19 protein-coding genes are annotated in these 23,396 nt (G+C 64.3%); 5 read left to right on the forward strand and 14 right to left on the reverse strand.

All coding sequences use genetic code 11. From position 1 onward, the window contains the following. Positions 1 to 633: 633 nt before the first annotated feature. Genes G9373_RS30050 through G9373_RS30070 form a run of 5 tightly spaced genes read right to left on the reverse strand, consistent with a single transcriptional unit; the run spans position 634 to position 4,381 of the window. Positions 634 to 1,047 (reverse strand): nitrile hydratase accessory protein, encoded by a 414-nt coding sequence (locus G9373_RS30050; RefSeq protein WP_120661018.1) that lies wholly within the window; start codon positions 1,045 to 1,047, stop codon positions 634 to 636. After that, positions 1,044 to 1,655 (reverse strand): nitrile hydratase subunit alpha, encoded by a 612-nt coding sequence (nthA, locus tag G9373_RS30055; protein ID WP_120661019.1) that lies wholly within the window; start codon positions 1,653 to 1,655, stop codon positions 1,044 to 1,046. Before nthA ends, G9373_RS30050 begins: the two co-directional genes overlap by 4 nt. Before the next feature lie 2 nt (positions 1,656 to 1,657). Next, positions 1,658 to 2,356 carry a nitrile hydratase subunit beta gene (gene nthB, locus G9373_RS30060; protein WP_120661020.1) on the reverse strand — a complete coding sequence of 233 codons (699 nt, stop codon included), beginning with the start codon at positions 2,354 to 2,356 and terminating at the stop codon, positions 1,658 to 1,660. Then, complete coding sequence (locus tag G9373_RS30065) at positions 2,353 to 3,906, reverse strand: amidase (RefSeq protein ID WP_120661021.1); 1,554 nt, start codon at positions 3,904 to 3,906, stop codon at positions 2,353 to 2,355. Before G9373_RS30065 ends, nthB begins: the two co-directional genes overlap by 4 nt. Positions 3,907 to 3,925: 19 nt before the next feature. Next, positions 3,926 to 4,381 (reverse strand): phenylacetaldoxime dehydratase family protein, encoded by a 456-nt coding sequence (locus G9373_RS30070; protein WP_120661022.1) that lies wholly within the window; start codon positions 4,379 to 4,381, stop codon positions 3,926 to 3,928. 797 nt (positions 4,382 to 5,178) lie between these two features. On the opposite strand from G9373_RS30070, the gene G9373_RS30080 reads away from it, so the two are divergent. Together G9373_RS30080 and G9373_RS30085 are read left to right on the forward strand one after the other, a co-directional pair. After that, positions 5,179 to 6,093 carry a helix-turn-helix domain-containing protein gene (locus G9373_RS30080; RefSeq protein WP_259465739.1) on the forward strand — a complete coding sequence of 305 codons (915 nt, stop codon included), beginning with the start codon at positions 5,179 to 5,181 and terminating at the stop codon, positions 6,091 to 6,093. Between the two features lie 438 nt (positions 6,094 to 6,531). Continuing rightward, positions 6,532 to 7,626: a HoxN/HupN/NixA family nickel/cobalt transporter gene (locus G9373_RS30085; protein ID WP_120661024.1), complete on the forward strand. Its 1,095-nt coding sequence runs from the start codon at positions 6,532 to 6,534 to the stop codon at positions 7,624 to 7,626. Between the two features lie 283 nt (positions 7,627 to 7,909). Here the strand turns inward: G9373_RS30085 and G9373_RS48290 are convergent, their stop codons facing one another. The 7 genes from G9373_RS48290 to G9373_RS46840 all read right to left on the reverse strand — a co-directional run bounded on the left by G9373_RS48290 (position 7,910) and on the right by G9373_RS46840 (position 16,230). After that, positions 7,910 to 8,236, reverse strand: coding sequence for a hypothetical protein (locus G9373_RS48290; protein ID WP_183102258.1), 327 nt, complete (start codon positions 8,234 to 8,236; stop codon positions 7,910 to 7,912). Between the two features lie 98 nt (positions 8,237 to 8,334). Next, on the reverse strand, positions 8,335 to 8,880 hold the full coding sequence (locus G9373_RS48295) for a hypothetical protein (RefSeq protein ID WP_147437019.1): 546 nt from the start codon (positions 8,878 to 8,880) through the stop codon (positions 8,335 to 8,337). A gap of 149 nt (positions 8,881 to 9,029) precedes the next feature. Beyond that, positions 9,030 to 9,236 carry a hypothetical protein gene (locus G9373_RS48300; protein WP_167118305.1) on the reverse strand — a complete coding sequence of 69 codons (207 nt, stop codon included), beginning with the start codon at positions 9,234 to 9,236 and terminating at the stop codon, positions 9,030 to 9,032. Positions 9,237 to 9,403: 167 nt separating this feature from the next. Then, positions 9,404 to 9,763, reverse strand: a complete 360-nt coding sequence (locus tag G9373_RS30105) for an OB-fold domain-containing protein (RefSeq protein ID WP_120661026.1) — start codon at positions 9,761 to 9,763, stop codon at positions 9,404 to 9,406. A gap of 928 nt (positions 9,764 to 10,691) precedes the next feature. Then, complete coding sequence (locus tag G9373_RS30110; protein WP_120661027.1) at positions 10,692 to 12,341, reverse strand: AMP-binding protein; 1,650 nt, start codon at positions 12,339 to 12,341, stop codon at positions 10,692 to 10,694. Between the two features lie 909 nt (positions 12,342 to 13,250). Further along, the gene (locus G9373_RS30115; protein WP_167118325.1) at positions 13,251 to 14,744 is read right to left on the reverse strand and encodes an aldehyde dehydrogenase family protein; all 1,494 of its coding nucleotides are present in this window, start codon (positions 14,742 to 14,744) and stop codon (positions 13,251 to 13,253) included. A gap of 166 nt (positions 14,745 to 14,910) precedes the next feature. Continuing rightward, positions 14,911 to 16,230: a helix-turn-helix domain-containing protein gene (locus G9373_RS46840; protein ID WP_259465740.1), complete on the reverse strand. Its 1,320-nt coding sequence runs from the start codon at positions 16,228 to 16,230 to the stop codon at positions 14,911 to 14,913. Between the two features lie 554 nt (positions 16,231 to 16,784). On the opposite strand from G9373_RS46840, the gene G9373_RS30125 reads away from it, so the two are divergent. Further along, positions 16,785 to 17,876: a helix-turn-helix domain-containing protein gene (locus G9373_RS30125; protein ID WP_240960814.1), complete on the forward strand. Its 1,092-nt coding sequence runs from the start codon at positions 16,785 to 16,787 to the stop codon at positions 17,874 to 17,876. Here the strand turns inward: G9373_RS30125 and G9373_RS30130 are convergent. Next, positions 17,834 to 19,087, reverse strand: a complete 1,254-nt coding sequence (locus tag G9373_RS30130; protein ID WP_133984067.1) for an acyl-CoA dehydrogenase family protein — start codon at positions 19,085 to 19,087, stop codon at positions 17,834 to 17,836. The two genes, G9373_RS30125 and G9373_RS30130, sit on opposite strands and share 43 nt — an antisense overlap. 533 nt (positions 19,088 to 19,620) lie before the next feature. Then, the gene (locus G9373_RS45955) at positions 19,621 to 19,890 is read right to left on the reverse strand and encodes an MFS transporter (protein WP_206032772.1); all 270 of its coding nucleotides are present in this window, start codon (positions 19,888 to 19,890) and stop codon (positions 19,621 to 19,623) included. Between the two features lie 542 nt (positions 19,891 to 20,432). Here G9373_RS45955 and G9373_RS30135 point away from each other — a divergent pair. Further along, a complete protein-coding gene (locus tag G9373_RS30135) occupies positions 20,433 to 21,974 on the forward strand; it encodes an alpha/beta hydrolase (protein ID WP_206032773.1) in 1,542 nt (513 codons plus the stop codon). Next, a complete protein-coding gene (locus tag G9373_RS30140) occupies positions 21,974 to 23,365 on the forward strand; it encodes a beta-lactamase family protein (protein ID WP_240960815.1) in 1,392 nt (463 codons plus the stop codon). The genes G9373_RS30135 and G9373_RS30140 overlap by 1 nt, the downstream gene beginning before the upstream one ends. Positions 23,366 to 23,396: the final 31 nt, after the last annotated feature.

The following is a 23,396-nucleotide window of genomic DNA, read 5'->3' on the forward strand; positions in this document are numbered from 1 at the left end:
GCGCGAGAACTCCTTCATCAGGGGCCCAGTGGGGTGGGTCGCCAGGCCCGGAGGGCACGCGTTGCGGTGCAGCGGGAAGTCCGCCGAGTGGATCAGACCCACAGTTGGTCATCAAACTCGAGCGATTCGCCAAGCCTGCGTCCGCGGGGTCCACGGTACGGCCGTCGATGGTGATTGATTCGATGCTTCTGACGGGACGGGGTATTGATCCTGGGCTATCTGTACGAGGTCGCTCTGCCGGCGTGATCCTCGGCGTACCAGCTGTCGTGGTGGTGTGTATCCGCCGACGGTGCGACCAGGTCCGATGACCGCATTTCCGCCCGTGCCGCGGCGATTCTGCTGACAATCCCCTTCAAATCGGCCGGCAAGCGGTGGGGCGCAGTAGAAGACCGCGAAGAGCGACGACAGCGTGTTGCAACAAAGCGGCATGTCAGATCTCCGCATCGGGCCCCAGACGGATAAATCCGACCATGGCGATGGACCGCGAAAATCGCCACCAGTGGGATGGAAAGTAGTTGCTTGCCAAGAGGAATCGAGAGGCAGGACTGGTTCGAGGCCGGTTCGGCCCGCGCCGATGTTTGATCGGCGCGGGCCGAACCGTGATTGTCGAGGCTGCTCGACCGGCAGTGTGGGTTAGCTGGTCAGCGCGGGTGCAATCGCGACCGGTTCCCGGTGTGCCTCGTGGTGGTTGGCGTTGCGAGGTGTGGCCAGTACTGTTCTCGTCCGTTCATCGAGAGCGTTGTCCGAGAGTGCACCTTTGTCAGCGAGCACGGCCTCGAGCGCTACGAGCCAGTGTTCGTAGTAGCTCCACGGTTCGGAACCTCGGCCGTTTTCCCATCGCCTGATCGACTCGACCAGCGAGAGCTGGAATTCGGACCAGGCGTAGTGCCCATTGTCGTAGGCAGCCACGGCCATCGCGAAGGCCCGCAACTCCCAGGGCTGCTCGAACGGCTGATCACCCGCGTCGGGCAGACCACAGACCAGGTCCTCGATGCGGCGCCGAGCCGCGTCGAGTTCAGCGGTGTCCTGGTGTAGCGGGGCGCTCATGAGGCTGGGGCGGCGACGGGGCCGACGCCGATCATCGAGTCCCGGGTCACCAATGCCGCGAGCTGCTCGACACTCAGTCCGTCGGTGCCGGCCGGGCGCTGCGGCAGCACCCAGTACCGAAGCTCCGAGCTCGAGTCCCACACCCGGATCTCCACCGAGTCCGGCACCGTGAATCCGAAGTCCTCGGCGAGGAGCTTGCGGGGCTCGCGCACGATGCGCGCCCGGAATGGCGGTGCCTTGTACCAGTTGGGCGGCAGGCCGAGTACCGGCCACGGGTAGCAGGAGCAGAGGGTGCACACGATCACGTTGTGCACGGTGTCGGTGTTCTCGACGACGGTCATGTCCTCGCCCTGCAGGCCACCGATGCCCAGTTCGCTGCAGGCAGCGGTGGCGTCGGCGAGAAGGCGGGACTTGAACTCGGGGTCGGACCATGCCCGTGCCACGACCTTGGCGCCGAGTTGCGGCCCGACCTCGTTCTCGTAGACCTCGGCCAGCCGGTCCACCGCGGCGGTGGTCAGGACGCCCTTCTCGATCAGCACCGCTTCGAGGGCCTTGACCCGGGCGGTGATCTCCTCCTGCGTGCGCAGACGGGTGTCGGTTGCGGCCATGTTCACTCCTTGGTTTCGGTGGTGACGAGGGTCAGGTATGGCTCCCAGACATCGAAGTAGACGACGCTGTTGGGATCACCGGTCTCCTCGCCCCACAGTTCACGGGCGGTAAAGCGCACGGTGTAGAGGTGTTCGGGGGCGTCGGGGCCGCCGTTGCCGGCGCTGTCGGGATAGATGAAGGTGCCGTGCGCGCCGGTGATCACACCGGTGCGGCCACGGACGTAGCGGGCCCGGCGGGTGTGGCCCGTCGGGCTGTCGGCGGCGACGGTGACGGTGTCACCGACCGAGAACACCGCGACCTTGTCCGATTCCCGGGCGGCCGGTGCCCCGCCGGTGACGGCGGCGTCGACGAACGCGAGCAGCTCGGGGTCCTCCCGCTGCGGCAGGGGGGCGTCCGGGTTGTCCAGGTAGAACTGGGTCAGCCGGTCGAGTTCGGCCGGGTCGATGACGCCGGCCTTCTCCCCGGAGTGCTCGGCGACGTGCGCCCAGTGCTCGTAGTAGTTGGACAGCAGGTACTCGGCCGGGTCCATCTGCTCGATGCCGTGCCGGAAACTGTCGATGTTGAACAGTCCGGCACGGAAGCAGCTGGCGAACAGGGAGAACGCGATCTTCTCCCATTCGGCGCGGAAGACCGGTTCGTCGTCCTCTGTCACCACCGGGCCGAGCCCGTCCGTGCCCCCGAGGTCGAATACTCCGTTCATGCGAAACTCCTTGCGGTCGCGGCGGCCGGTGGCGCGGGGAACGCGCCGACCGCCTGTTCATAGGTGTGTGCCACGCGCAGAACCGTGGCGTCGTCGAATCGCTTGCCGACGATCATCAGGCCGGTTGGCAGGCCGCCGACCAGGCCGGCAGGGACCGAGCACGCCGGGTGCCCGGTGACGTCGAAGGGGGCGGTGTTGCCCACCATCGACAGCGCAACGTGCAGGTAGTCGCCCAGACTGGCATCGGCCGGGGGGATCTGTTGGGCGGTGTAGGGGACGGTGGGCATGACCAGTACGTCGTAGCGGGTCAACGCGGCGTCGTAGGCGGCGCGCAACTCTGGCGCGAGTTGGCGGGCCATGGCGTAGTACTTGCCGCCGCCGACCTCGAAGGTGTACCGGCCCGACAACCCGACCAACTTGACGGTCTTGGACAGCTCGTGGCCGCGGTCGAGGCGCTGGGCGGCGAAGTGCGCGACCAATTCCGGGTCGTAGAAGCCGTCGGTGTTCATCCCGTAGGCGTTGCCGTCGAGCATCTGGTACGCGGCGCCCTCGGTGGCGATCACGTTCCACACGTGCATGGCGTCGAGATGCCAGGGAATCGACACCTCCTCTGCCGCGAGTCCGGCGCCGCACAGGACATCGACCGCCGCCCGCACGGCCGCGTCGACGTCCGGATCGGACCCAGGTGTGCCGAAGCCTTCGGTCACGACACCGACCCGCAGCCCGGCGGCCGGGTCGGCGATCGCGGACACGTAGTCCACGGCCTCGATCACGGTGGGCTGTCGGGGGTCGGCCCCGTCGGGGCCGGCCAACACACCCAGCATGAGGGCCGCATCGGCAACGGTGCGGGTGATCGGGCCGAGATGATCGATGGTTCGCTCGATGGGGAACGCTCCGGTGTAGGGCACCAGCCCATGTGTCGGCTTGTGCCCGACGATGCCGCAGAACGCCGCAGGGATCCGGATGGAGCCGCCCTGATCGCCACCGACCGCCAGATCGACTTCGCCGCTGGCGACGAGTGCTCCACTGCCGCTGGAGGACCCGCCGGCATTGCGTGTGGGGTCCCACGGGTTACGGACCGGCCCCGGCTGCGACGTGAAGCTCGCCCCGGAGAAACACAGGTCCTCACACACGGACTTGCCGGCGATCGTCGCTCCGGCATCGAGCAGACGGTGCACCACTGTCGCGTCGTGGCGAGGGACGAAACCCTCCACCGTCCTCGATCCGTTCATCATCGGCACGCCGGCGACGGCGACGTTGTCCTTGACCGCCACCGTCTTGCCGGTCAGCGGGCCTTCCGATGCGCCGGTAAGCACGGTGGTGACGTACCAGGCGCCGAGTTGGTTGCGCTCCGGGGTGGGCGGGACCCACTCTCGCTGCGGCGTCGTCGGGGCGGAACGCCGGTAGAGGCGCTCGACGGCGGTCGAGGCATCGAGGGAGGCCTCGACCGCAGGGGCGAATTCCTCGAGATCCACAGCGGACAGGCCGAACCGGAAATGCTGGTCCAGCGCGGCCAGGCGTGCGGAGTCAGGTGGGGGCAATGTAGACATGAACCGGTGTCTCCTTCGGTTAGACCGCGGCGCCCACGGGGACGTGGTCGAGGATGGTCAAGAACCCAGTGCGGTTGTGGCAGTTGATGTACTCGGCGGTGGCCCGGTCCCGGGGAATCACCGCCGTCTCGCGGTAATAGCCGACCGGCCCGGTCGACAGCCGCGACGCCCAGAATATTTCGACGCTCTCCTGTGCCGCCCACCGGTGATAGTCGTCCGGACAGAACCAGTACGCCTTCAGCGTGGCGTTGGCGTATCCGGAGGTATCGATGAAGTGGCCTCGCTGGAAAACCGTGGGCCGCGGATCGTTGTCGAACAGTCCCACCATGTCGTCGATCGCCGCGTTCGCCTGTTCCAGATTCGCTGCCTGCACCCCGAAGTGGGCGAACAGCACCTCCGTCACGTCCTCAGGAAAGGTGGTCGACCACCTATCGAACCGTGGTGCGTTGTCGATGATGCGGATTTCACGTGGCATCGCTGCGCAACCTCCAGCACAGATCGTCAATCAGTCCAGGAGGTCCCCTGAACCATCCGGGGATTCCGGCGTACTCGAACGGTAGGCGCTTGTGCGGCGAGATGTTTGACGCTCAGCGACAGCTTCCTTTGCACTCTGCGACACCGCTATCGCACGGTCGGAGCCATCACTTGATGTGCCAGAAGAACAGCGGGTGTGAGGCGTGAGGACAATCGCAGTCGACCCCCCGTCTCGCCTGTGGTCTCGCTAGGCTCTATTGGTACCGAGATGGGGATGGAGGAACGAATGTCTGGGCAAAAAGCGTTCGATGCGATCGCGGACCCGGTACGCCGCGAAATTCTCCGCCTTCTCGCCGCCCGTGACGAATGCAGCGTCAGTCAACTCGCCGAGAGTATCGCCGGTTCCGGATCTATTCGGTCGATGCGACCGGGAGCGCGCGTGATGTGCTCGTGGAGATGCACAAATTGTTCCCGGGCTACGTCACCGGCCCCGGAGAGAGCGCCGCAGATTGTGTGTCCCCGGTTCCCGCCGAGTCCGGTCCGCGTGAGTCCGGTTAGCCCACCACGGGTTGAATCGTGTTTCGCCCACGTAAATAAGTCAGCGTGCATTGACATGTTGTTTCCGCCCTCCTAGCGTGGGGTTCACACGAGGAGAAGGAGCTGTTCATGTCAATGTTGCCGCCGTCTGATGGCGACCTCGTGGACAGTACCTGTCCGGATCGGCGTTCTGCGGAAAAGTCCGCGCTGGTGCCTTTCCCTCCGCCGGCGGCGTCGACACCTCGCCGTCGCCGCGAGGTAGTGCGAACCACCGCGCTCGACACCTGGATCGACACGATCCGCGACACGTTCGTGGCACTGGACGTCGCCGCCGAACCCACGCACTTCACCGGTACGGTGCATACCCGTCAATTCGCGCATCTGATGGCGGCCGACGTCACAGCCACATCCCAGACCTTCCGCAGAACGCCGAGGCTCACCAACCTCCACCCACGCGAGTTGATGCAGATCGGCATGGTGGTCGCCGGTGAGGGGCAACTCATCCAGGACGGACGCACCTGCACCCTCGGCCCCGGAGACTTTGCCCTCTACGAGAGTTCGCGACCGTTCACCTGGAACCTGCATCCGGAATGGCACCTGCGCGTGTTTACTTGGCCGCGCGCGGCGGTGTCGCTCACCGAAAGCCAGTCGCAGGAGTTGACAGCACGAACCGTCAGGTCCACATCGCCTGTGGGACAGCTACTGTCGCCGATGCTGTCGAGCCTCCTGGCTGCAGACGGGGAGGTGTCCTCCGGGGGAGCGATCGGACTCGCCGGGGGCCTGGCGGACCTCGCCATCACAGCGGCGCAGGAAGAATGTTGTCAGCCCGAGGACCCGGATGCTGGGGTGCGGGACCTGTACGTGAACATGGTGCGGTATATCGGACAGCACCTCGACGACCCGGATCTGTCCCCGACCAACATCGCCCAGGCGTTCTTCGTCTCCACCAGAACCGTGCACCGAGTGTTCGCGCGCTTCGACGCAACCGCGGCCGCCACGATTCGTGAACACCGACTCGAGGCCTGCCGTCAGGCGATGGTGGCCCCACGCAACACCCCCCGATCCTTGACCGACATCGCAACCCAGTTCGGATTTGCCGATCTGTCAGTCTTCAGCAGAGCCTTCACGGCGACTTACGGCACCAGTCCGAGCCGGTACCGCGAACAACACCGATGATCGAGGACCGATAGTCGATACGCCGAGCGTCGGCACGTCAGCAGTGCCACCGGCGCTCCTGATGAGCGCTGCACGTTGACGACCTCGACGCTCGCAGATCGAGACCTGGGCGATCCGTACACGGTTCGCGGACCACGACACGTGGTGCCGGACGGCGGCCGTCCCGGTCTCTGACCACCCGTGAATCGGACGATGGCACGGAAAGCAAAAGTGACTGTCACTGAGGGTCAAGCGCTACCCATCGACGGCTCCTATCCTTCGAAGACGACCGAAGATCGAAATGGTTCATCGTCTGCGTGAATCACCTGCCGATACACAGTAGTTCGAAGCGCCACAACATATCCGACCGACGGAGCGATTCAGGCTGAACAGCACGCCCGACAGCTGTTTCCACCCCTCGAGGCCAGCGAACTATCGCTGTAGACACAAAGGACAACCATGGCGTCCGTAGCCCACTCGTTCACCACCCGATGGACCAGCGCCGAGCGATCGCGCCTCGCCGCAATCGTCGCGGCCATCGCCGCCTTGCACGTCCTCGGGTGGAGTCTCTACCTGTGGCAGAGCGAAAATCTCGCGGCCGCCAGTGGCTTCGCTGGAGCGGGGACCCTCGCCTACATCCTCGGCATGCGTCATGCCTTCGACGCCGACCACATCGCCGCCATCGACGACACCACACGGCTGATGCTCGTGCGCGGACGACGGCCGGTCGGTGTCGGTTTCTTCTTCGCGATGGGCCACAGCGCCGTCGTGCTGGTACTCGCCGTTCTCGTCGCCTTCGCCGGCGCCAACCTCAGCGACACCAGCCTGGACGGGATACGCGGTGTCGGCGGCACCATATCAATCCTGGTCGCGATCGGCTTCATCGCCCTCGTCGCCGCGCTCAACGCCGTCGTGTTGACCGGGCTGACCCGACTGTGGCGCCAATATCGCGTCGGCACTCTCCGCGCCGAACAGATCGACCTGCAACTGCTGAACCGAGGGCTGGTCAACCGCGTTCTCGGCTCGCGCGCCCGCAACCTGATCAAGTCTTCCTGGCACATGGCGCCACTCGGCTTCCTCTTCGGTCTCGGTCTCGAGACTGCCAGCGAAGTCACCTTGCTGGCGCTGTCGGCGACGACCGCGGTCAACGGCGGTATGTCGTTTGCCGCTGTCCTGACCCTGCCGCTGCTGTTCGCGGCCGGCATGTCGATGATGGACACAGCCGATAGTCTGCTCATGACTCGGGCGTATTCATGGGCCTACCGCAGCCCTGGTCGCCGCCTGTATTACAACCTGGCGACCACCGCGATGACCGTGGTTATCGGACTGTTCGTGGCATCGGTCTACCTTGCCGGAGCACTCACCGACCACTTCGGAGTAACCACCGGCTGGATCGGCTGGTACGGCGCCCTCGCCGATCACTTCGAACTGTTCGGATACGTCATCGTCGGACTCTTCGTTGCATCCTGGCTCGGCGCGATGCTGCTCTGGAAGCTGCACTACCACAAAGCCGAGGCCGAGCGCGCTCCCGATACAGCCATGTCAGCCTTCTGACCAACAGAGTGCAGGACCACCACGAGGTGCCGCTGACCGCACGATGACCACCCATCCGGCCAACCACCCGCGGCGCCTGGCGGACAAACCGCAAAGGAAGGAATCGACCGCAAAACTAGTTCTAGGACAGCGAGTTCCCCGGCCCCGCGGTCCTTCTCCCTATTCGGAGTTAACCACCCGCCGGGACATCTTGGCGTTAGCCGGGGCGCGCCTCGTCGAGTACCGTGAACTGCTTCGGCAGGCGATCGACCACCAATGGCAAATGCCGAGCTCGCGAGGACCTCTATCCCACCGGCGCGGCTGTTGCCTTTCGGTACGTAGATCCCGAGGCGCGGACTTGCCCGGCGCAGGTGTCAGCGAGCCGGTACCAGTTAGGCATCGCATATCCGACCTTCTCGGTGGGCAGATCCTCTGGGTCGGTGCGGCGCCCACCGGCGGGCTGGCGCGGATGCACCTTCACCAGGTTTCCGCGGGCGTAGAACTTCACCAGCGCACTGTCCGCCCGCACCTCGAGCACACTGCCGATCCACTGTCCCGGTATCGAATACAGCGCTCTGGCCACCTCGGCATGACAGTTGCGGTGCACCTTGACCTGCATGAAGATCGGCACGTCGTAGACCGGCGAACCGGCAGCAGCGGCGGCTCGTCCTCTCGTCGAACACCTCGAGCGGGCGGATGGCGGCCGCGGGCGTGGGTCCGCCTCCCGGGCTATGTCGCGGCACCGTGCTTCGGCACCGTGCTTCGGCACGCTGTTTCGCCTCGCCTAGATTTGCGAAGTCCACACCGGCCCAGTAGTTTCTGCGCATATCGAACTACCCTTTCGGTCCAGGGCTGATCTATTGGGGACCGGATCCGGGCCGGGTCGGTGACGAACTGGGCGTAGTCCAACCAGCCCTGCGACAGCCGTGGGTTGACCGCGTCCGCCTCGGTCACCACCGCCTTCATGTTGTCTTCGGATCGGGACCCTGAAAGCACCTCCGAAGAGGTCCACGCCGCTGCGCAGCCGGCGATCACCGCCGCCAGGGTCTGCGAGTACGTCAGCCACACGAACATGTGCCGCGAGTACACGGCGGTGAAGATCAACGCGTGCACCTTGCGGCACCGCCCGGTGTCCGGATCGGTCAGATAGCCGAGGTAGCCGAAGTCGATCTGGCATTCGCTGCCCGGATCGCCGTCGACGATGCGGACGGGGGTGTCCCTGCGGCCGAAACCGCACCGCTCGGTGGCGAATCGGTGCAACGTCCGATACGGCACCACACAGCCCTGCCGGGCCAGCGGGTTTCGATCTTGGTGATCGTCAGTGGCGGATGGTTCCCGCCGTCGGCGACCCACGCGGTGATCTGTCCTCGATCCGCAGCAGCCGGTCCGGGCGGGCCGGTGTCCGTTCGGGCGCACTGCCTCGATCACCGCACCGCCTCGATCACCGCACCGATCAGCCCGTCGTCGAGGGCCTCGACCCGTCGGTGCGCTGCAAGGCCCGCTGCCTGGGCGGCCTGCACGTAGCGGTGGGCCGTTTTGCGGTCCACCCCGCAGTGCGCCGCGTTGGTGCGAAATCCCGGTGGCGGGACCCGGGCACGCCGAGCCAGATCCGGAGCGCCGGGTGGTCCCATAACTGGCAATCCGAGTGTTCCCATGTGGGTGGCAGGAATCAGGTCGAAACGGTGACATGCTCATGGCAGGCGACAACCTGCGGTGTCCACGCAATCGCCGCACCGAAATGGGGATATCCAGTCCACGCCAAGAAACGTGCCGTCGCCGTCGGCGCTGCGCAGGAGAATCACGGCCCCTGGTAGGTCTGAACAGAGAACAGGGGCAGTCGTTCGACCATTGCCGACGGTTGGAACTCGACGCGTGCCGGCTGCCCGGAATGGGTCGGAACATTCCCGGCGATCCACGAGTACACCCAGGGGCCGTCGTCGAGTGCAACGATCGCGATTGTGCGCGAGACGGGATCGTCCTGGGTTCCGTAACGCTCGCGATGCATCACCTTCGACGACACGATGGAGCCGATGCCGCTGGAGGACACCGATTCGAGATCGACGCCGTGGCACGCCGAACACGTGGCAATCAAGGGCGCCAGCAGTGTGCCACAGGCTCTGCATCGTTGGATCACCAGGGAGCCTTCGCGGGGGTTCATCCTGCCCGCCCTCCGCTGAGGCCGTTGCGCACAGTCCTCATTGGCCCGGTATGGACGGGATCGTCGGGAGGCCAGCTGCCAGAATCCGCCACAGTGTATCGAGACGACGGGTTGTTCGAGCGGGCGTTGAGGGGCGGCGCTGATGCTGTTCTGAAGCGGAGCAGTTTTACCGGATGTGACGCTTCAGACGGCGAAGTTGTCGGACTGGGGAGTGTTCTGGTGGTGGGGGACATCGGACGCCTACATTGCGATGGTGATAGTGGGGTGTCCCGCTGGTGAAGACGTGGCAGGACTGCTCGATCAGCCGATCAGTACGTCATTCGGTCGTCGGTTGTTGCGGCATTCCCCCCGTGGATATGCCGCGGCGCGTGGTGAGATTCAGCTGGCATTCTGCACGAAACGCTTTATCTAAGTGTCCCTTTCGTTTGGTCCCGTTTGAATTGCTGGTGGCTGGAGTGGCTGACGCGTTATAGAGATGGCCGTTCACGTGCCTGAGATCATTGCTTCCACCGGTAGAACGGCCGGCAACACAACGGATCGGCGATGAACTACTCGTTGTGCAGGGGCGGAGCATCGACTCACCTCGAGTTGCCCGCCCATCACGAAACCCGGTCGTCAGTGAGCGGCTCTTCCATCACTGGGTCTGTCCATGACAGGGCCGCATCGTGTGTGGCGTGCGACCACCCTAGGTAGGAGCGGGTGAGCGCTGTTGTGAGAAGGAAGTGGCCCAGTGCCCGCTTACCTACACGGGGCATGAGGATGCGGAGTACTGCGAGGAACGCATATACGAGAAGGGTGGGCAATTTCGGGCCTCGAGTTCGCGGATAATTTCAGCGAGATCCCGAAATGCGGGGGTCTCGTCGTATCGATGTTCAAGTGGTCGGTGGCCGGGCGTGGCGTCAGATCTTCGTGGCTATATCTGTGCGCATCACTGTTTACGGAGTAGGAAACGTTGTACTTTTCCGCTGGGTGTCTTGGGGAGGCTCTGCACGAAGTGCACCCGGCGGGGGTAGGCGTGCGCGGCGAACTTTCGTTTGACGAGCGTCTGCAGATCGGCCTCGAGTTCGTCGCCGCCGACCACTCCATGGCGGAGGACCACGAACGCTTCGAGCACCTCGCCACGAAGCTCGTCGGGCAGTCCCACCACGGCTGCTTCGATGACGTCGTCGTGAAGTACCAGTACGCTTTCGACGTCGAACGGTCCGATTCGGTAGCCGGCCATGATGATGACGTCGTCGTCGCGGGCGGAGAAGAAGTAGTTCCCGTCGGCGTCGACCATCCCCGCGTCACCGGTCAGGTACCAACGCCCATCTTCTGTGTAACGCTGTGCAGTCTTTTCCGGGGCGTCGATGTAGCCGGGGAACCACAGCAGCGGGCTGTTGACGGTGTCTACTACCACGCGTCCCATCGTCCCCGCGGCGGCGAATTCGTCGGTGTCGTCAGCGAGCACCGCACAAACGAAACCCGGCAATGGCTTGCCCATCGAACCGGCCGGCACATCGGTGGCGAGCGCATCGTGCCAGGCGTTGGAGATGAACATGCCGTGTTCGGTTTGCCCGTAATGATCGTGTACCTCGACTCCGAGAGCATGCTTCGACCAGCCCACCACGTCGGGGGTGAGTGGTTCGCCCGCGGAGGACGCGCGCCGCAGACTGATTCCGGCGGGTACCGGCGTCGGGTCGGCGCGAAGGCTGCGGTACACGGTGGGCGCGGCCGCGAAGTTCGTCACGCCGAGTCGTTCGATGATCTGCCAGGTCAGCGGTGCGGAGAAGCCGGCGTGCAGCAGGATGCTGCGCGTTCCGGATGCCAGGGGCGCCAGGATCGCGTAGTACAAGCCGTAGGCCCAGCCGGGGTCGGCGGCGTTCCAGAAGACGTCGTCCGGTCGCGCATCCAGCCCGAACTCCAGGTAGGCGTGGAACGATGCCAGGGCGCGCACCGGGACCGGCACGGCCTTCGGGGTGCCCGTGGTTCCGCTGGTAAACAGTTGCACGAGCAGCCCCCGGCCGCCCACGGCGACGGCGTTGCCTCGGGGGTCGTCCGGGGTGTATCCGGCCAGAAGGTCGTCCAGGCGTAACTGCGCCGGATTCTCGGTGCTGTCGGCAGCGATCACCAACCATGGTGCGTCGGCCGGAATGTCCTCGCCGGGTTGGAGTTTGTCGAGCTGGTTGGCGTCGCTGACGACGATCTTCGCGTCGCTCGATTCCAATCGGAACCCGATGGCGGGCGGTGCGAACGCGGTGAACAGAGGAACGTGCACCGCACCTCGGCGCCAGATGCCGAGCAGGACGACCACCAGCTGCGCGGACTTGCTCATCAACGTTGCGACGCGATCGCCCGGCTCGATGCCCAGTTCGGCCAGTGCGGCAGCGAACTGGGCCGACTTCCGCCTCAAGTCACCGTACGTCAGATCAGTTGTCGACAGGTCGCTCTCGACGACGGTGAAGGCCACCGTGTCGTCGGGATGACGGTCACACAGCAGCTCAGCGGCGCACGCCTGAGGCGTGTCGTACTGCGCCAGCAGTTGCCGGATGCGTTCATCGATATCGCTGGAAATGATCTTCTCTCCTTGATAATTCATGCGTTGCGGTCAGGTCCGAGCCCGCTACTTCGGTACTGAGAAGAGCCGGCGCCGTAACCTCGCGGCACCAGGTCGGACTGGGCCACGGCGAGCGCCGTTCCGGGGCCAACCGTGCGTGGACGCAGTTCAGCGCGGCACCTGCGTCCACGCACGTCCCAGGTGAATGTGCAACTCTCGTTCGAGGTCCCGGATACGGGGCAGATCCGCTGGTCCAGGCCCCAGCGCATTCCGAAGCAGTTCGAGATATCTGGGGCGTGTGACTCCGAAGTGTTCGAGCAATTCCGTGGCACTGGAACCGCCGTATGGCGACCACCGTATCGCGAAGTCGATCAGCCAACTGTCCTCGGCTGTCAACGTCTCCGCCTTCAGCAGAATCTCGTATAGCTCGCGGCATCGTGCCAGCGTCCCCGGCCCGAACGCCTCTCCGGTGCGTGAGCGCCGGTGCCGAATGTGTGGCTCTGCTGAGGCAACGCCTGCACGCGGGTTGGTCGGCCCCTGCCACCGGGGCTCCGCCGTATCGGTGGGCACGCTGATCTCATCCGAAACGACGAGGGCGGAAACCGCGGCCGTGGTGTTGTCCATTAGTTTCCTCTCGTCCCACGTTCCCTCCGCAAAGAAGGGAGTCTCGGTAGCTGCGATCGTTCCCCGGGGCGCTACCCCGGAGTGTGTTATCCGTGCAATGACGATTCTTCCAGCGCGCTATCAGCGTGTCTTGACGCACAGCGACAGACGTTTTTGCATCGAGCGACACGTGTGGCTATGAGAACCATGAACTTCCGGCGAACTCCCGACATGCTGCGCAGCCGAGCGTCGAACGGTGGCGCTGCTGCCCCGATCCATCTCCTCGCGTTCGGCTGAGTCCGCCAGGCAGATGCCGTGGTCGAGGACGCGCGGCATCTGCCCGGATGGCTACTTCTTGAGGATCACGGTCTTGGTTTCGGTGTATGCATCGAGGACCGCGGCGCCGTGTTCGCGGCCCCAACCGGACTGCTTGTAACCGCCGAACGGCAGTGCCGGGTCGAGGACGTGGTAGCTGTTGATCCACACGGTGCCGGCCTTGAGTTGTGCGGCGACGTTGTGCGCCTTGGACACATCCGAGGTCCAGACACCGGCGGCGAGCCCGTAGTCGGTGTCGTTCGCGGTGCGGACGATGTCGTCGACCTCGTCGAACGGCGACACGGTGACCACGGGTCCGAAGATCTCCTCCTTGACCACTCGCATGGTCGGTGTGGTGTCGACCAGGACGGTCGGTTCGACGAAGTAGCCGACGTCGCCCTTGCGGCCGCCACCGGTCAATGCGGTGGCCCCCTCCTCCCTGCCGCTGTCGAGGTATCCGAGGACGGTGTCGAGTTGCTTCTGCGACACCAGCGGGCCCATCTGACTTTCGGGATCGAGGCTGTCACCCACCTTCAGGGTGGACGCGATCTTGGCGACCCCTTCGACGACTCGGTCGTAGATTTTCGACTGCACGAACAGCCGGGACCCCGCCTCACAGGCCTCACCCTGATTGAAGAAGATGGCCATAGCTGCCCCCTCGATGGCTGCGTCGACGTCGGCGTCGTCGAAGACGATATTGGGGGATTTGCCGCCGAGTTCGAGGGTCACCCTCTTCAGGTTGCCGCCGGCCGAGGAGATGATCTCGCGTCCCACCGCGGTGGACCCGGTGAAGGAGACCTTGTCGACTCCGGGGTGGGCGGTGAGGGCGGCGCCGACGTTCTTCCCGTCGCCTTGCACAATGTTCACCACACCGTCGGGCACTCCGGCGTCACGAAGCACCTCACCGAGCAAGGCCGCACTGAGCGGGGTCTGCTCGGCAGGCTTGAGAATGACGGTGTTACCGGTGGCGAGCGCGGGACTGAGCTTCCAGGCGGCCAGCAGCAACGGGAAGTTCCAGGCGACGATCGCCGCGACGACACCGACCGGCTCGCGCACGGTGTAGGCGAAGTAGTCGCCGGGCGCTGCCGTGGAGGTGACGGGGATCGTGCTGCCCTCGAGCTTGGTGGGCCAGCCGGCCATGTACCGGAACCAGTCAGCGGACAGCGGCACGTCGACCAGGCGCGCGTAGGTCAGCGGCTTTCCGTTGTCGAGTGCCTCGAGGAGGGCGAACTCTTCGACGCGTTCTTCCAGGAGATCGCCGACCCGCCACAAGATTTTGCTGCGCTGGGCAGGAGTCATACGGCCCCAGGGCCCGTCGAGGGCGCGACGGGCCGCCGCGACCGCACTGTCGACGTCCTCCGCGCCGCCAAATGCAACCTGGGCAAGGGATTCACCGTTGCTCGGGTTGAACGAGGCGAATGTTTCGCCCGACGCTGCCGGAACCTGTTTGCCGTCGATCAGATGCAGGACCGGATTGCTCAGGAAAGCCGAGACCTGGGTCGAGGGTGCAACTGTAGTAATCGTCATTGCGTGCTCCTTGAAGTTGTTCTTGTCCTGATGGATTGAGTCGTGATTGCCGGTATTGCCGGGGTCGGGCGCTTCGCGTCTCCGAGGGCATCTTTTTCCAGGGTCGACGGTCCGGCTGCTCCTAGCTTTGGGTGTGTAGTCGAACGGTAGTTCCGGCAGCGATGCGTCAACTGTGTAAAAAATGGACGGTGTCATCGGTGATTTTCAGCGCGCGTAGCCGGTTGTAGAGGGTGGTGCGGGTGACCCCGAGGGACTGTGCCGCCCGCGTCTTGTTGCCGTCGAAGCGGCGCAGCGCTTCGATGATCGCGTGCCGCTCGGCCTCTTCCCGGCCGGCGAGGGAGGGCACCGGCCGCAAACGATAGGCCGCGGGCAGATCAACGATCTCGATCGCACCGAATGGTCTGTTGGCGAGAGCGTGACGCAGGACCTCACGCAGTTCTGGGATATTTCCCGGCCAGGGTTGGGCCGTCAGCAGGCGGGTCGTTGCGGGAGCCAATCGATGGGTCCGACCCGGCTGAAGAGCGTCGATCACCGACTGTGCCAGCAGCGGAATTTCGGTGCGCCGCTCGCGTAACGGCTTCAGCGCGACAATTCGGCGACAGCGCCGGACCAAGGACTGAACGTGAGCGGGAAGCCACGTCTGCGGATTTCCAGTGAGAACAATCGGCACGCTGTGATGACCGGCGCTGATCGTCCGAGCCAGAAGGTCGACCAGATCCCCGGGCAGGACATGGACATTGTCGATGACAAGTCCGTTTGCGTGCCGGTCTAGCGCGGCCGCAAGCCGCTCGGCCCACGCCGTGGAATCCCCGACGAGGCAGTCGAGTGCGTCGATCACAGTAACCGATGTCCCGTCGAGGAGAGAGCGGGCTACCGTGCTTCTGCCGCTGCCGGGTTCACCTTCGACGTACACGCTGGCGGTCGCTGTGGCCGCCGCTGGCTCGGCGCCCACGAAGTGACCGCGATTCGCAGGCTCTGCACCCGATGCATCTCTCGGTACGGAGCGCGTTCGAAGCCGGAACACTGCGCCGTGCGCTACGTCCTGGAGCCTGTCTATCCGGGCCGTGACCATTGCTCCGGACAACAGGACCACCGACTCGACTGTTGACGCCCCTCGGTGGGCAGTAGAGCGGGCAATCTCGCGCATCGCCTCGAGGTCGAGGTCGAGGTCTTCGACCATCGCCAACGCGGCGGTGCTGGTCAGCATGACGTGGTCATTGAGCGCGACAATGGCCCGCCCGGTCCTGCAGGCCTCTCGGAAGGCCCGGAACAGCCGCGAATCGGCCGGCCGCGACGTGTCGATCAATCGCTGTTCGATGTCATCGACGGCCCGGGCGAGGGTCGGCGGAAACAGGGGGTGGGCATCGTCCGGATGCACCGTGATGTTGAGAACACCCTCGACCCTTCGGGTGAGGGGGTGCAGGATCGGCAGGCCGTAGCAGGTGAAGCCGCTCAGGACGGCCGCAAAGTGCTCGGCGCCGTGCACCCACATCCCGCTTCGAACTTCGGCGGGAGTCCCCAGCCCGTTGGTTCCGACATCGGATTCCTTCCACCTCGAACCTGTCACTGCGCCGGCGCGCTGGAGTGTGCTGTCGATCGTCGGCCGGTCGCACCAGCGTCCGACGATTCGACAGTCCGCATCGGCGAGAAGCAGGCTGTACGTCAGACCCGTCAGGTCACGGGCCACGCCATCGAGCACCGATACGGCCGCGGTCAACAAACGACTCGACGACTCGAAGTCGCCGATCTGCAGGCGCTCGAGGACCATCTCGTGCGTGAGTCCCGCGAGCTCCGATCGCTTCCACGACGCAGCTATCTCCGGACGCAGCAGCTTGTCGTGGACTCCGGACGAGTCCGTCATGGTTCCTCTCCTTCGTTCGACGTGACATCTCGGCCCACCCGAGATGACGCCGGACCTTCAGGCTGTTTTGTGCCTGCGCTTGTCGTCGAACTGCTGCGGGCGTCTCCCTGTCGGCGTCTGTGCCCGATGTCCTGGACGATCCCTCCACTTGACAGGGATGTCCGAGTGCGCAGAATCTGATGGCATACGTGCTCGGCACGCTGGTCGCGCCCGGAACAGGAGGGATACCCGTGCCTTACTGGTCCACCTCTGGCTTGAGTGTGCAGGATCAGGCCAGATATTGGGGTGATGTCGTCTGTGAGGCCTTCACGCCGCTCTCCCCGCGGCGCGGGCGGGTACATATCGATCACAGTGCCACCGCCGAGGGGATACCGGGGTGGGTGCGGTCGGAACCACTGGCAAGTACCAACGGCGCCGAAATCGCCTCCTGCACTCAGCTCCTGACGCACGGAGCGGCGGAGGTCCGGCGAGCACCGCAGGAGGTGCTCTTTGTCAATTTGCAGCTGTCCGGGACCTGCTTCGGCGAGCAGGATGGCCGCCGATGCATCGTCCGTCCGGGCAGCTTCGCCATCTTCGACACCACGCGTCCCTACACGCTCGAGTTCCGGGAGCCGTCGAACGAACCAAACTGGCGAGTCTTGTCTTTCCGGATTCCCCGTGATCATTGGCGCTCGACGGTTCGTGTCGATGACGCAACCTCGTGCGCCATCGACACGAACACCGGTCCCGGCCATGTTGTGGGAGCGATGATGTCAGCCCTGTGGAGCGAACAGTCGAACATTGATGACATCGCGCTGAAGACGCTCGAGCGGTCGTTTACCGACGTTCTCACCGCGGCAACCTCGTCCCGGGTTGGTGCATTCGCGACATCCGACGACGAACGACGTGATGCGGCGTTGCGCCGGATTGTGCGGCACTACATTCGCGCCGCCGTCCCCCTCGGACGGGTCAGTGCTGAGGGAGCCGCACGGGAGGCCGCGATCTCGGTGCGAACCCTGCACCGGTTGTTTCAGGCGGTCGGCACCACATTCTCGGCGTGTGTCCGAGACGAGCGGCTCCGAGGAGCGATGAGCGACCTCGAGGTGGCACCGGATTCGGTGATGCTGAGTGAGATCGCCACCCGCTGGGGATTTTGCGACAGCTCCCATCTGACCCGCACATTCCAGCGTCATCTCGAGTGCACGCCCACCCAGTACCGGGAAACTCACCGGATCGCGGCCGTGTCGGCTCAGATAGCTGCGATGCCTGCTGAGGACTCCATCGGGTCGTAGTCCGCGCTCTTGAGCAACGCGTGCAGCTGGCGGCGCCGTACACCCATGTTGCCTCCGTCGTAGACGGGGAAGCACAGGACGTCCTCCATGATCGCAGCGATCGGTGTCTGGTCGCCGTACGAGTTCACCCCCACCACCCGCATCGTGTCGTAGACCACCTGAACGGACAGCTCGGACGCGAAAACCTTGACCATGTGGCCGAGTTCTTCGTCCGCGCCGTTGGTCTTGTCGTAGAGATCGCAGGCCTTCCAGGTGAAGTATCTGGCCGCCTCGATCCGAGTCTTGATGTCGACGAGCATGTAGCCGACATTCTGGTAGTCGATGATCGGCACCGGACCGGACCGCTTGTCGGTCTTGGCGAACTCGAATGCGTAGTCGAATGCGGCTCGCATCCGGCCGACACAGGCCGCTCCGATGAGGGACGACGTCCAGTTGAAGGTCTTCCGGGCGATTTCGATGCCGTCCCCGGGGGCTCCGATCAGGTTACCTGCGGGTACGCGAACATCGGTGAACGTGATACGGGGAGAGATGGTCGCCCGGTGGCCCATCGTGTCGATGTATGACTCGACCTTGATACCCGGGGTATCGCCCGGGACGACAATCACCGCCAACGACTCTCGAGGGGGCAGGGTGAGGTCGGTGCGGCACAGGACGCTGATCAGCGCGGCGCCGTTTCCATCGAATCCGCATCCGTTGGTGGTGAAGTGCTTGTCACCGTTGATGACCCATTCGTCTCCGTCCAGTCGGGCGAAGGTCTGTACACCGGTGGAGGGGTCGCTGGAGTCGAAGTTCGCGCCGCCGGACGTCTCGGTGAAGGCCCACGCCGCGAGGAGTGGTTCGCTCCCGGCGAAGGGGGGCAAGAACTGGGCCTTCTGTTCCGCGGTTCCGAAGTGAATGATCGGCTGGAGTCCCAAACCGGTGCCGAGGAGCGCAGTCGGAACATTGATATCGACGCGCGTGAGTTCCTCGGCAGCTAAGGCGAAGTCGAGTGAAGGCATGGCTGTTCCGCCGTATTCGACGGGCACCAGCGCCTTCATGAAACCCGCATCCACCATGTCCTGATAGAACGGCTTGATCGCCGCAAACCGGGCCTCTGGGGTCGGCAGAGGCGCTATTACGCCCTCGACGAGACTGAGCCGGTCGTCCGCGAACGATCGTGCCGCCTTCTGTAGACCGGCTTGTTCCGGGCTCAGATCAAAGTTGATGGCCATTGCGATCAGATCCTCCGTTGCTTGAATTATTACGAACGTGTGAGCCCAGCCACACCGGGCCCTCGACAACAATGGTGTCCCGTCGCGGGCTACCACGCTTGGATCCCCGCGCCAACTAACTTGGATGATTGCGCCAGGTAGGCCAAGCCAACTCCCTACGCTGACGGCGCGCTCTGCGCCGACACCTGCCCACCGGCAATGCCCGTCTGGAATCGGATAGTGATCGATGCAGCAACACGGGCGATCCGGTCGCGGACTCGCGGCGTGGGAGGCGTGTTCGGCGCTGCGAGATGCTATTCGCGCTCAGCGACCCGGACAACACCGTCGTTCATTCCCATCGCGGTGGCCAGTTCAGTTCGAAGGCGAAAGCGCCCGCCTCGGGGTTGCGGCCGTGGGACTCTGCCGTGACCGAACGCACGCAGGAGCACTGGGGTGCACCGTTGTTGTTTGCTTTCGCCGCACGTCACCCCTGGCCGCCTCCTCGAGGGCGAGCCGCTGGGGGAGGACCACCGGAACCCACTTCGCCAGGCTTCTCATCTGAACACCCAGCCTGAGGCCGCGGTCGAGGGTCCGGGGCGCATCATCTCTTCTCCTTCAAGGCGCGCGCCGGGATACCGACGACGAGCACTGCGCCAGCGGTCACCACGAGGGAAGCGCTGATCTGCAGTCCCAACGAGAGGCTGCCGGTGTGTTCCCGAATGAGAGTCGGCCTCGGTGATGCCGAGCAGGAAACGCATGACGTAGAACGATGTTTCGTCCCAGGCGAACATCGTCGCGATGGTGACCGCGCCCCAGCTGAGCATGAAAGCGCGATGAGGCATTCCGTGTGTGCCTCACCGATGAGGAGTCCGCAGCGCTCGAGTCCGCCCTGCGCAAGCTCGACTCCCTCGCTCGTGCCATGCGACGTTCGGAGGAATAGCCCGGAACTGGGAAAACACACGCCGCGCGGGGCTCACCTGTTGACCTTCGCAACACCTGGTGCTTTTCTGGTGCTACCGCCCCAGAGGAGAATCAATGGACGACACTGTTGTGATGTGCTGGACGGGCTTCCTTTCATCATGACCACAGCGGGCAACTGGCCCGTCCCTGACGCCAATCGGGGAATCTATCGCACCGACTATCTCGTTTTGCGGCGGTGATCTCGCGCCGCCTGTGGAATGCGTTCTCAACCGAGCTGGCCGACCGCACGATTCGATTCATCGCCGAGCGTCTGCATAAGGATCGCCGGATTTCATCGGTTCTCAAACTTCCGGTATTGCTATGGGTGTGCCAGGATTTATCTGGGTAGATACTCGGGCCGAGCCCGAACACAAGGTTCGGGCGGTCGCCATTCAGGGTGGTCGACATGCGGTTTGTGAACCAGATAACGGCGATTGCGTTTGTCTCGATTCTCGTCAGCTCGGCGTGTAGCAACAATTCCGATCCGTCCAGTTCGCCACCGACGACTGTGGCTCATCCGCCGGCGGAGTTTGTCAAAGGCCCGTGCGCGAAGACGCCGAATCCGGTCCCACTGCTGGAGAATGCTCGCTGCGGGGAATTGTTGGTACCGGTGAACCGCACCAAAGAAGACAGCGGAACTTTGCGCTTGGCAGTAGCGATCGTTCCGTCGGAAACGCAGCCGCCGACCAAGGCTCCGATCGTCTTTCTCATGGGCGGGCCCGGTCAGGATGGGGTCACGGATCCCCCGATCAACCCGGACGTCCCGCTGAACCGTGATCGCGATCTGATCCTGATGGGACAGCGCGGCAACGTGACGTCCAGCTCGCCGTTGCCCTGCCCGGAGATTTTCGAGTTCTTCGCCCAAAGGATCGGAATGGCGTGGAACGCTGAGTCCACACGGGATGCGTACGTAGAAGCGGTGAAGGAGTGCCACGACCGCCTGGCTCCCACCGTTGACCTCTCGGCGTTCAATTCGACCGAGAGCACCGATGACCTGATTGATTTACGCAAGGCACTCGGCCTCGAGAAGTGGAATGTGTTCTCCCACTCGTACGGTACCGACCTTGCGCTGATCTACATGCGTCAAGACGCCGACGCTATCGAGTCGATCGTGTTCGACGGAGTGACGCCTCCATCGGTTGGTGCCCTGGGGTGGACCTGGGCCAGCGCTCGCCAAGCATTCGACAACATGGTCAAGGCGTGCGAGGGCCAGCCAGCATGCAAAGAGCGCTATCCCGACGTGGGGGCAACGTTTATCCGGCTGGTCAATGAGCTTGAAGCGAAGCCCATCACCACGACGGTCAACGTTGAGGGTGTAGGAGACACGAAGGTTGTCGTCGACGGCGGAATGCTGCTGAACTGGTTTGTCCCCGTGGCTACCCATCTACCGAAAGAGTTCCCATCAACGGTCCATGAGCTCGCAAACGGGAATGCGCAGCCCATTGCGTCGCGTTGGGCCGAGGTTTGGGGGCATCCGGAGAGGGGCGTCCTCCATTGGGGCCTCACCCTGAGCATTTGGTGCCGTGAATGGATCCCGTTCGAGACCGCCGAGCAGTCAATGCAACAGGCGGAAAAGGAATTCCCTGAACTGCCGGAGTCCGTTCGGGCCCAAGCGCCGCAGCTGCCGTTCCTGCGCGACGCCTGCGAAGTGTGGGACGTGCCGAAGGCCCCTGACTCGATCCGAGACATCACCGTGAGTGACATCCCTTCGCTTGTGCTGTCGGGAACCTACGACGGGCAGACCGGAGCGGTGTGGGGCGACTACATCGCGAAGGATCTCTCGCACTCCATAGTCGCGGTAGTGCCCGGAGCTGCACACGGTGTGTATGCAGAGCCGCCGTGCGGAGCCGAGATAATCGCGTCGTTTTTCGACAATCCGGCGAAGCCGGACACATCCTGCACGGACACGACGCAACTGCCGGCATACGACATTCTCCCGCCACGCTGATGACGACCGAGGTGTTCGCCGTCGGTGGCCCTGAGTTGTCGCGCCGGGCGGTGCTTGGCGGGGCGGTCGCCGGGTTGGCGGTGCTCGTATTGCCGGCATGTTCGTCGAAGGAGTCGACCACCACAGCTACGAGCGTCCCGACGAACGCGAAGGAAGCGTTCACCGAGCTCGACGCCAAGATCGACAAGGCGATGAAGGACTACGCGATCCCCGGGGTTGCGGTTGGCGTCATTGCCGACGGTGAGGAGTACATCAAGGGGTACGGGGTCACCAATGTCGACCACCCGACACCGGTGGACGGCGACACCCTGTTCCGGATCGGCTCCACGACGAAGACGTTCACCGGAACGACCGTGATACGCCTCGTCGACGAGGGCAAGGTCGATCTGGAGGCACCGATACGCCAGTATCTGCCCGATTTCGCGGTCGCCGATCCAGAAGCCAGCGCCACGGCGACGGTGCGACAACTGCTCAACCACACGTCGGGTTGGCTCGGTGACGATCTCCAGGACTTCGGTCGAGGCGACGACGCGATAACCAAGTTTGTGGCGTCGATGACCCGGCTCCCACAAAAGACCCCGCCGGGCACGGTCTTCGCTTACAACAATGCGGGGCTGGTTGTGGCGGGGCGGATTGTCGAGGTCGTGACCGGATCGGTCTACGAGGACGCCGTCCAGAAGATGCTGCTGGACCCGCTCGAGTTAAGTCACACCCACTTCTTCTCGGACCAGATAATCGGCCGGAATATCGCCGCCTCACACAACGTCGGCGACGGAAAAGCCGTTGTGGATCCGGGTTTCTGGTTCTTCTCGCGCAGTTGCAACCCGACCGGATCGTTGATTTCCAGCGTGCGGGATCAGGTGCGCTACGCGCGCTTCCACCTCGGCGACGGCACTACACCCAAGGGAGATCGGTTGATGAGCAAAGACTCGCTCATCGCCATGCGTTCCAATCCAGGCGTCGGCGGCACGCTTCAGGTCGAACTCACCGGCATGGGAGTGTCATGGATGCTGCGGCCGTCCGCGGAGAACGAGACGATCGTCCAACATGGCGGGACCTGGGCGGGTCAACGATCCGGGTTCTTCATGGTGCCCAGCCGTAACTTCGCCATGACCGTGCTCACCAATTCCGAGGGTGGAGGGAAACTGCTCAACGAACTGTTCGCCGAGGACTGGTCGCTTCGCCGCTTCGCCGGAATCAGTAACCTGCCCGCGACGCCCCAGAAGTTGAGCACGGCCGAGTTGGCGCCGTACGAGGGGGCGTATGCCACTGACGACATCGATCAATCGGGCACCCTAGGAGCGTGGGTCTGTATTGCCAATCGGGATCGTTGCCAGGGTGCGCCGGAGTCGATTGGGCCGGCGGTGGGTGGGCAGATTGGTTCGGGATGAGCGCAGGTTGCGCGGGTGTCCGTACCGAGCT

This window comes from Rhodococcus sp. A14, from assembly GCF_011603105.1.
GTDB lineage: Bacteria > Actinomycetota > Actinomycetes > Mycobacteriales > Mycobacteriaceae > Rhodococcus_F > Rhodococcus_F opacus.

Bases quoted from the DNA above. Each gene is read 5' to 3' on its own strand.
- nthB (WP_120661020.1), bottom strand. From the start codon at position 2,356: ATGAACGGAGTATTCGACCTCGGGGGCACGGACGGGCTCGGCCCGGTG.
- G9373_RS30140 (WP_240960815.1), top strand. From the start codon at position 21,974: ATGACGACCGAGGTGTTCGCCGTCGGTGGCCCTGAGTTGTCGCGCCGG.
- G9373_RS30125 (WP_240960814.1), top strand. From the start codon at position 16,785: ATGGCATACGTGCTCGGCACGCTGGTCGCGCCCGGAACAGGAGGGATA.
- G9373_RS30085 (WP_120661024.1), top strand. From the start codon at position 6,532: ATGGCGTCCGTAGCCCACTCGTTCACCACCCGATGGACCAGCGCCGAG.
- G9373_RS45955 (WP_206032772.1), bottom strand. From the start codon at position 19,890: ATGCTCAGCTGGGGCGCGGTCACCATCGCGACGATGTTCGCCTGGGAC.
- G9373_RS30115 (WP_167118325.1), bottom strand. From the start codon at position 14,744: ATGACGATTACTACAGTTGCACCCTCGACCCAGGTCTCGGCTTTCCTG.
- G9373_RS30070 (WP_120661022.1), bottom strand. From the start codon at position 4,381: ATGCCACGTGAAATCCGCATCATCGACAACGCACCACGGTTCGATAGG.
- nthA (WP_120661019.1), bottom strand. From the start codon at position 1,655: ATGGCCGCAACCGACACCCGTCTGCGCACGCAGGAGGAGATCACCGCC.
- G9373_RS48300 (WP_167118305.1), bottom strand. From the start codon at position 9,236: ATGGGACCACCCGGCGCTCCGGATCTGGCTCGGCGTGCCCGGGTCCCG.
- G9373_RS30135 (WP_206032773.1), top strand. From the start codon at position 20,433: ATGCGGTTTGTGAACCAGATAACGGCGATTGCGTTTGTCTCGATTCTC.
- G9373_RS30050 (WP_120661018.1), bottom strand. From the start codon at position 1,047: ATGAGCGCCCCGCTACACCAGGACACCGCTGAACTCGACGCGGCTCGG.
- G9373_RS30105 (WP_120661026.1), bottom strand. From the start codon at position 9,763: ATGAACCCCCGCGAAGGCTCCCTGGTGATCCAACGATGCAGAGCCTGT.
- G9373_RS30065 (WP_120661021.1), bottom strand. From the start codon at position 3,906: ATGTCTACATTGCCCCCACCTGACTCCGCACGCCTGGCCGCGCTGGAC.
- G9373_RS30110 (WP_120661027.1), bottom strand. From the start codon at position 12,341: ATGAATTATCAAGGAGAGAAGATCATTTCCAGCGATATCGATGAACGC.
- G9373_RS30130 (WP_133984067.1), bottom strand. From the start codon at position 19,087: ATGGCCATCAACTTTGATCTGAGCCCGGAACAAGCCGGTCTACAGAAG.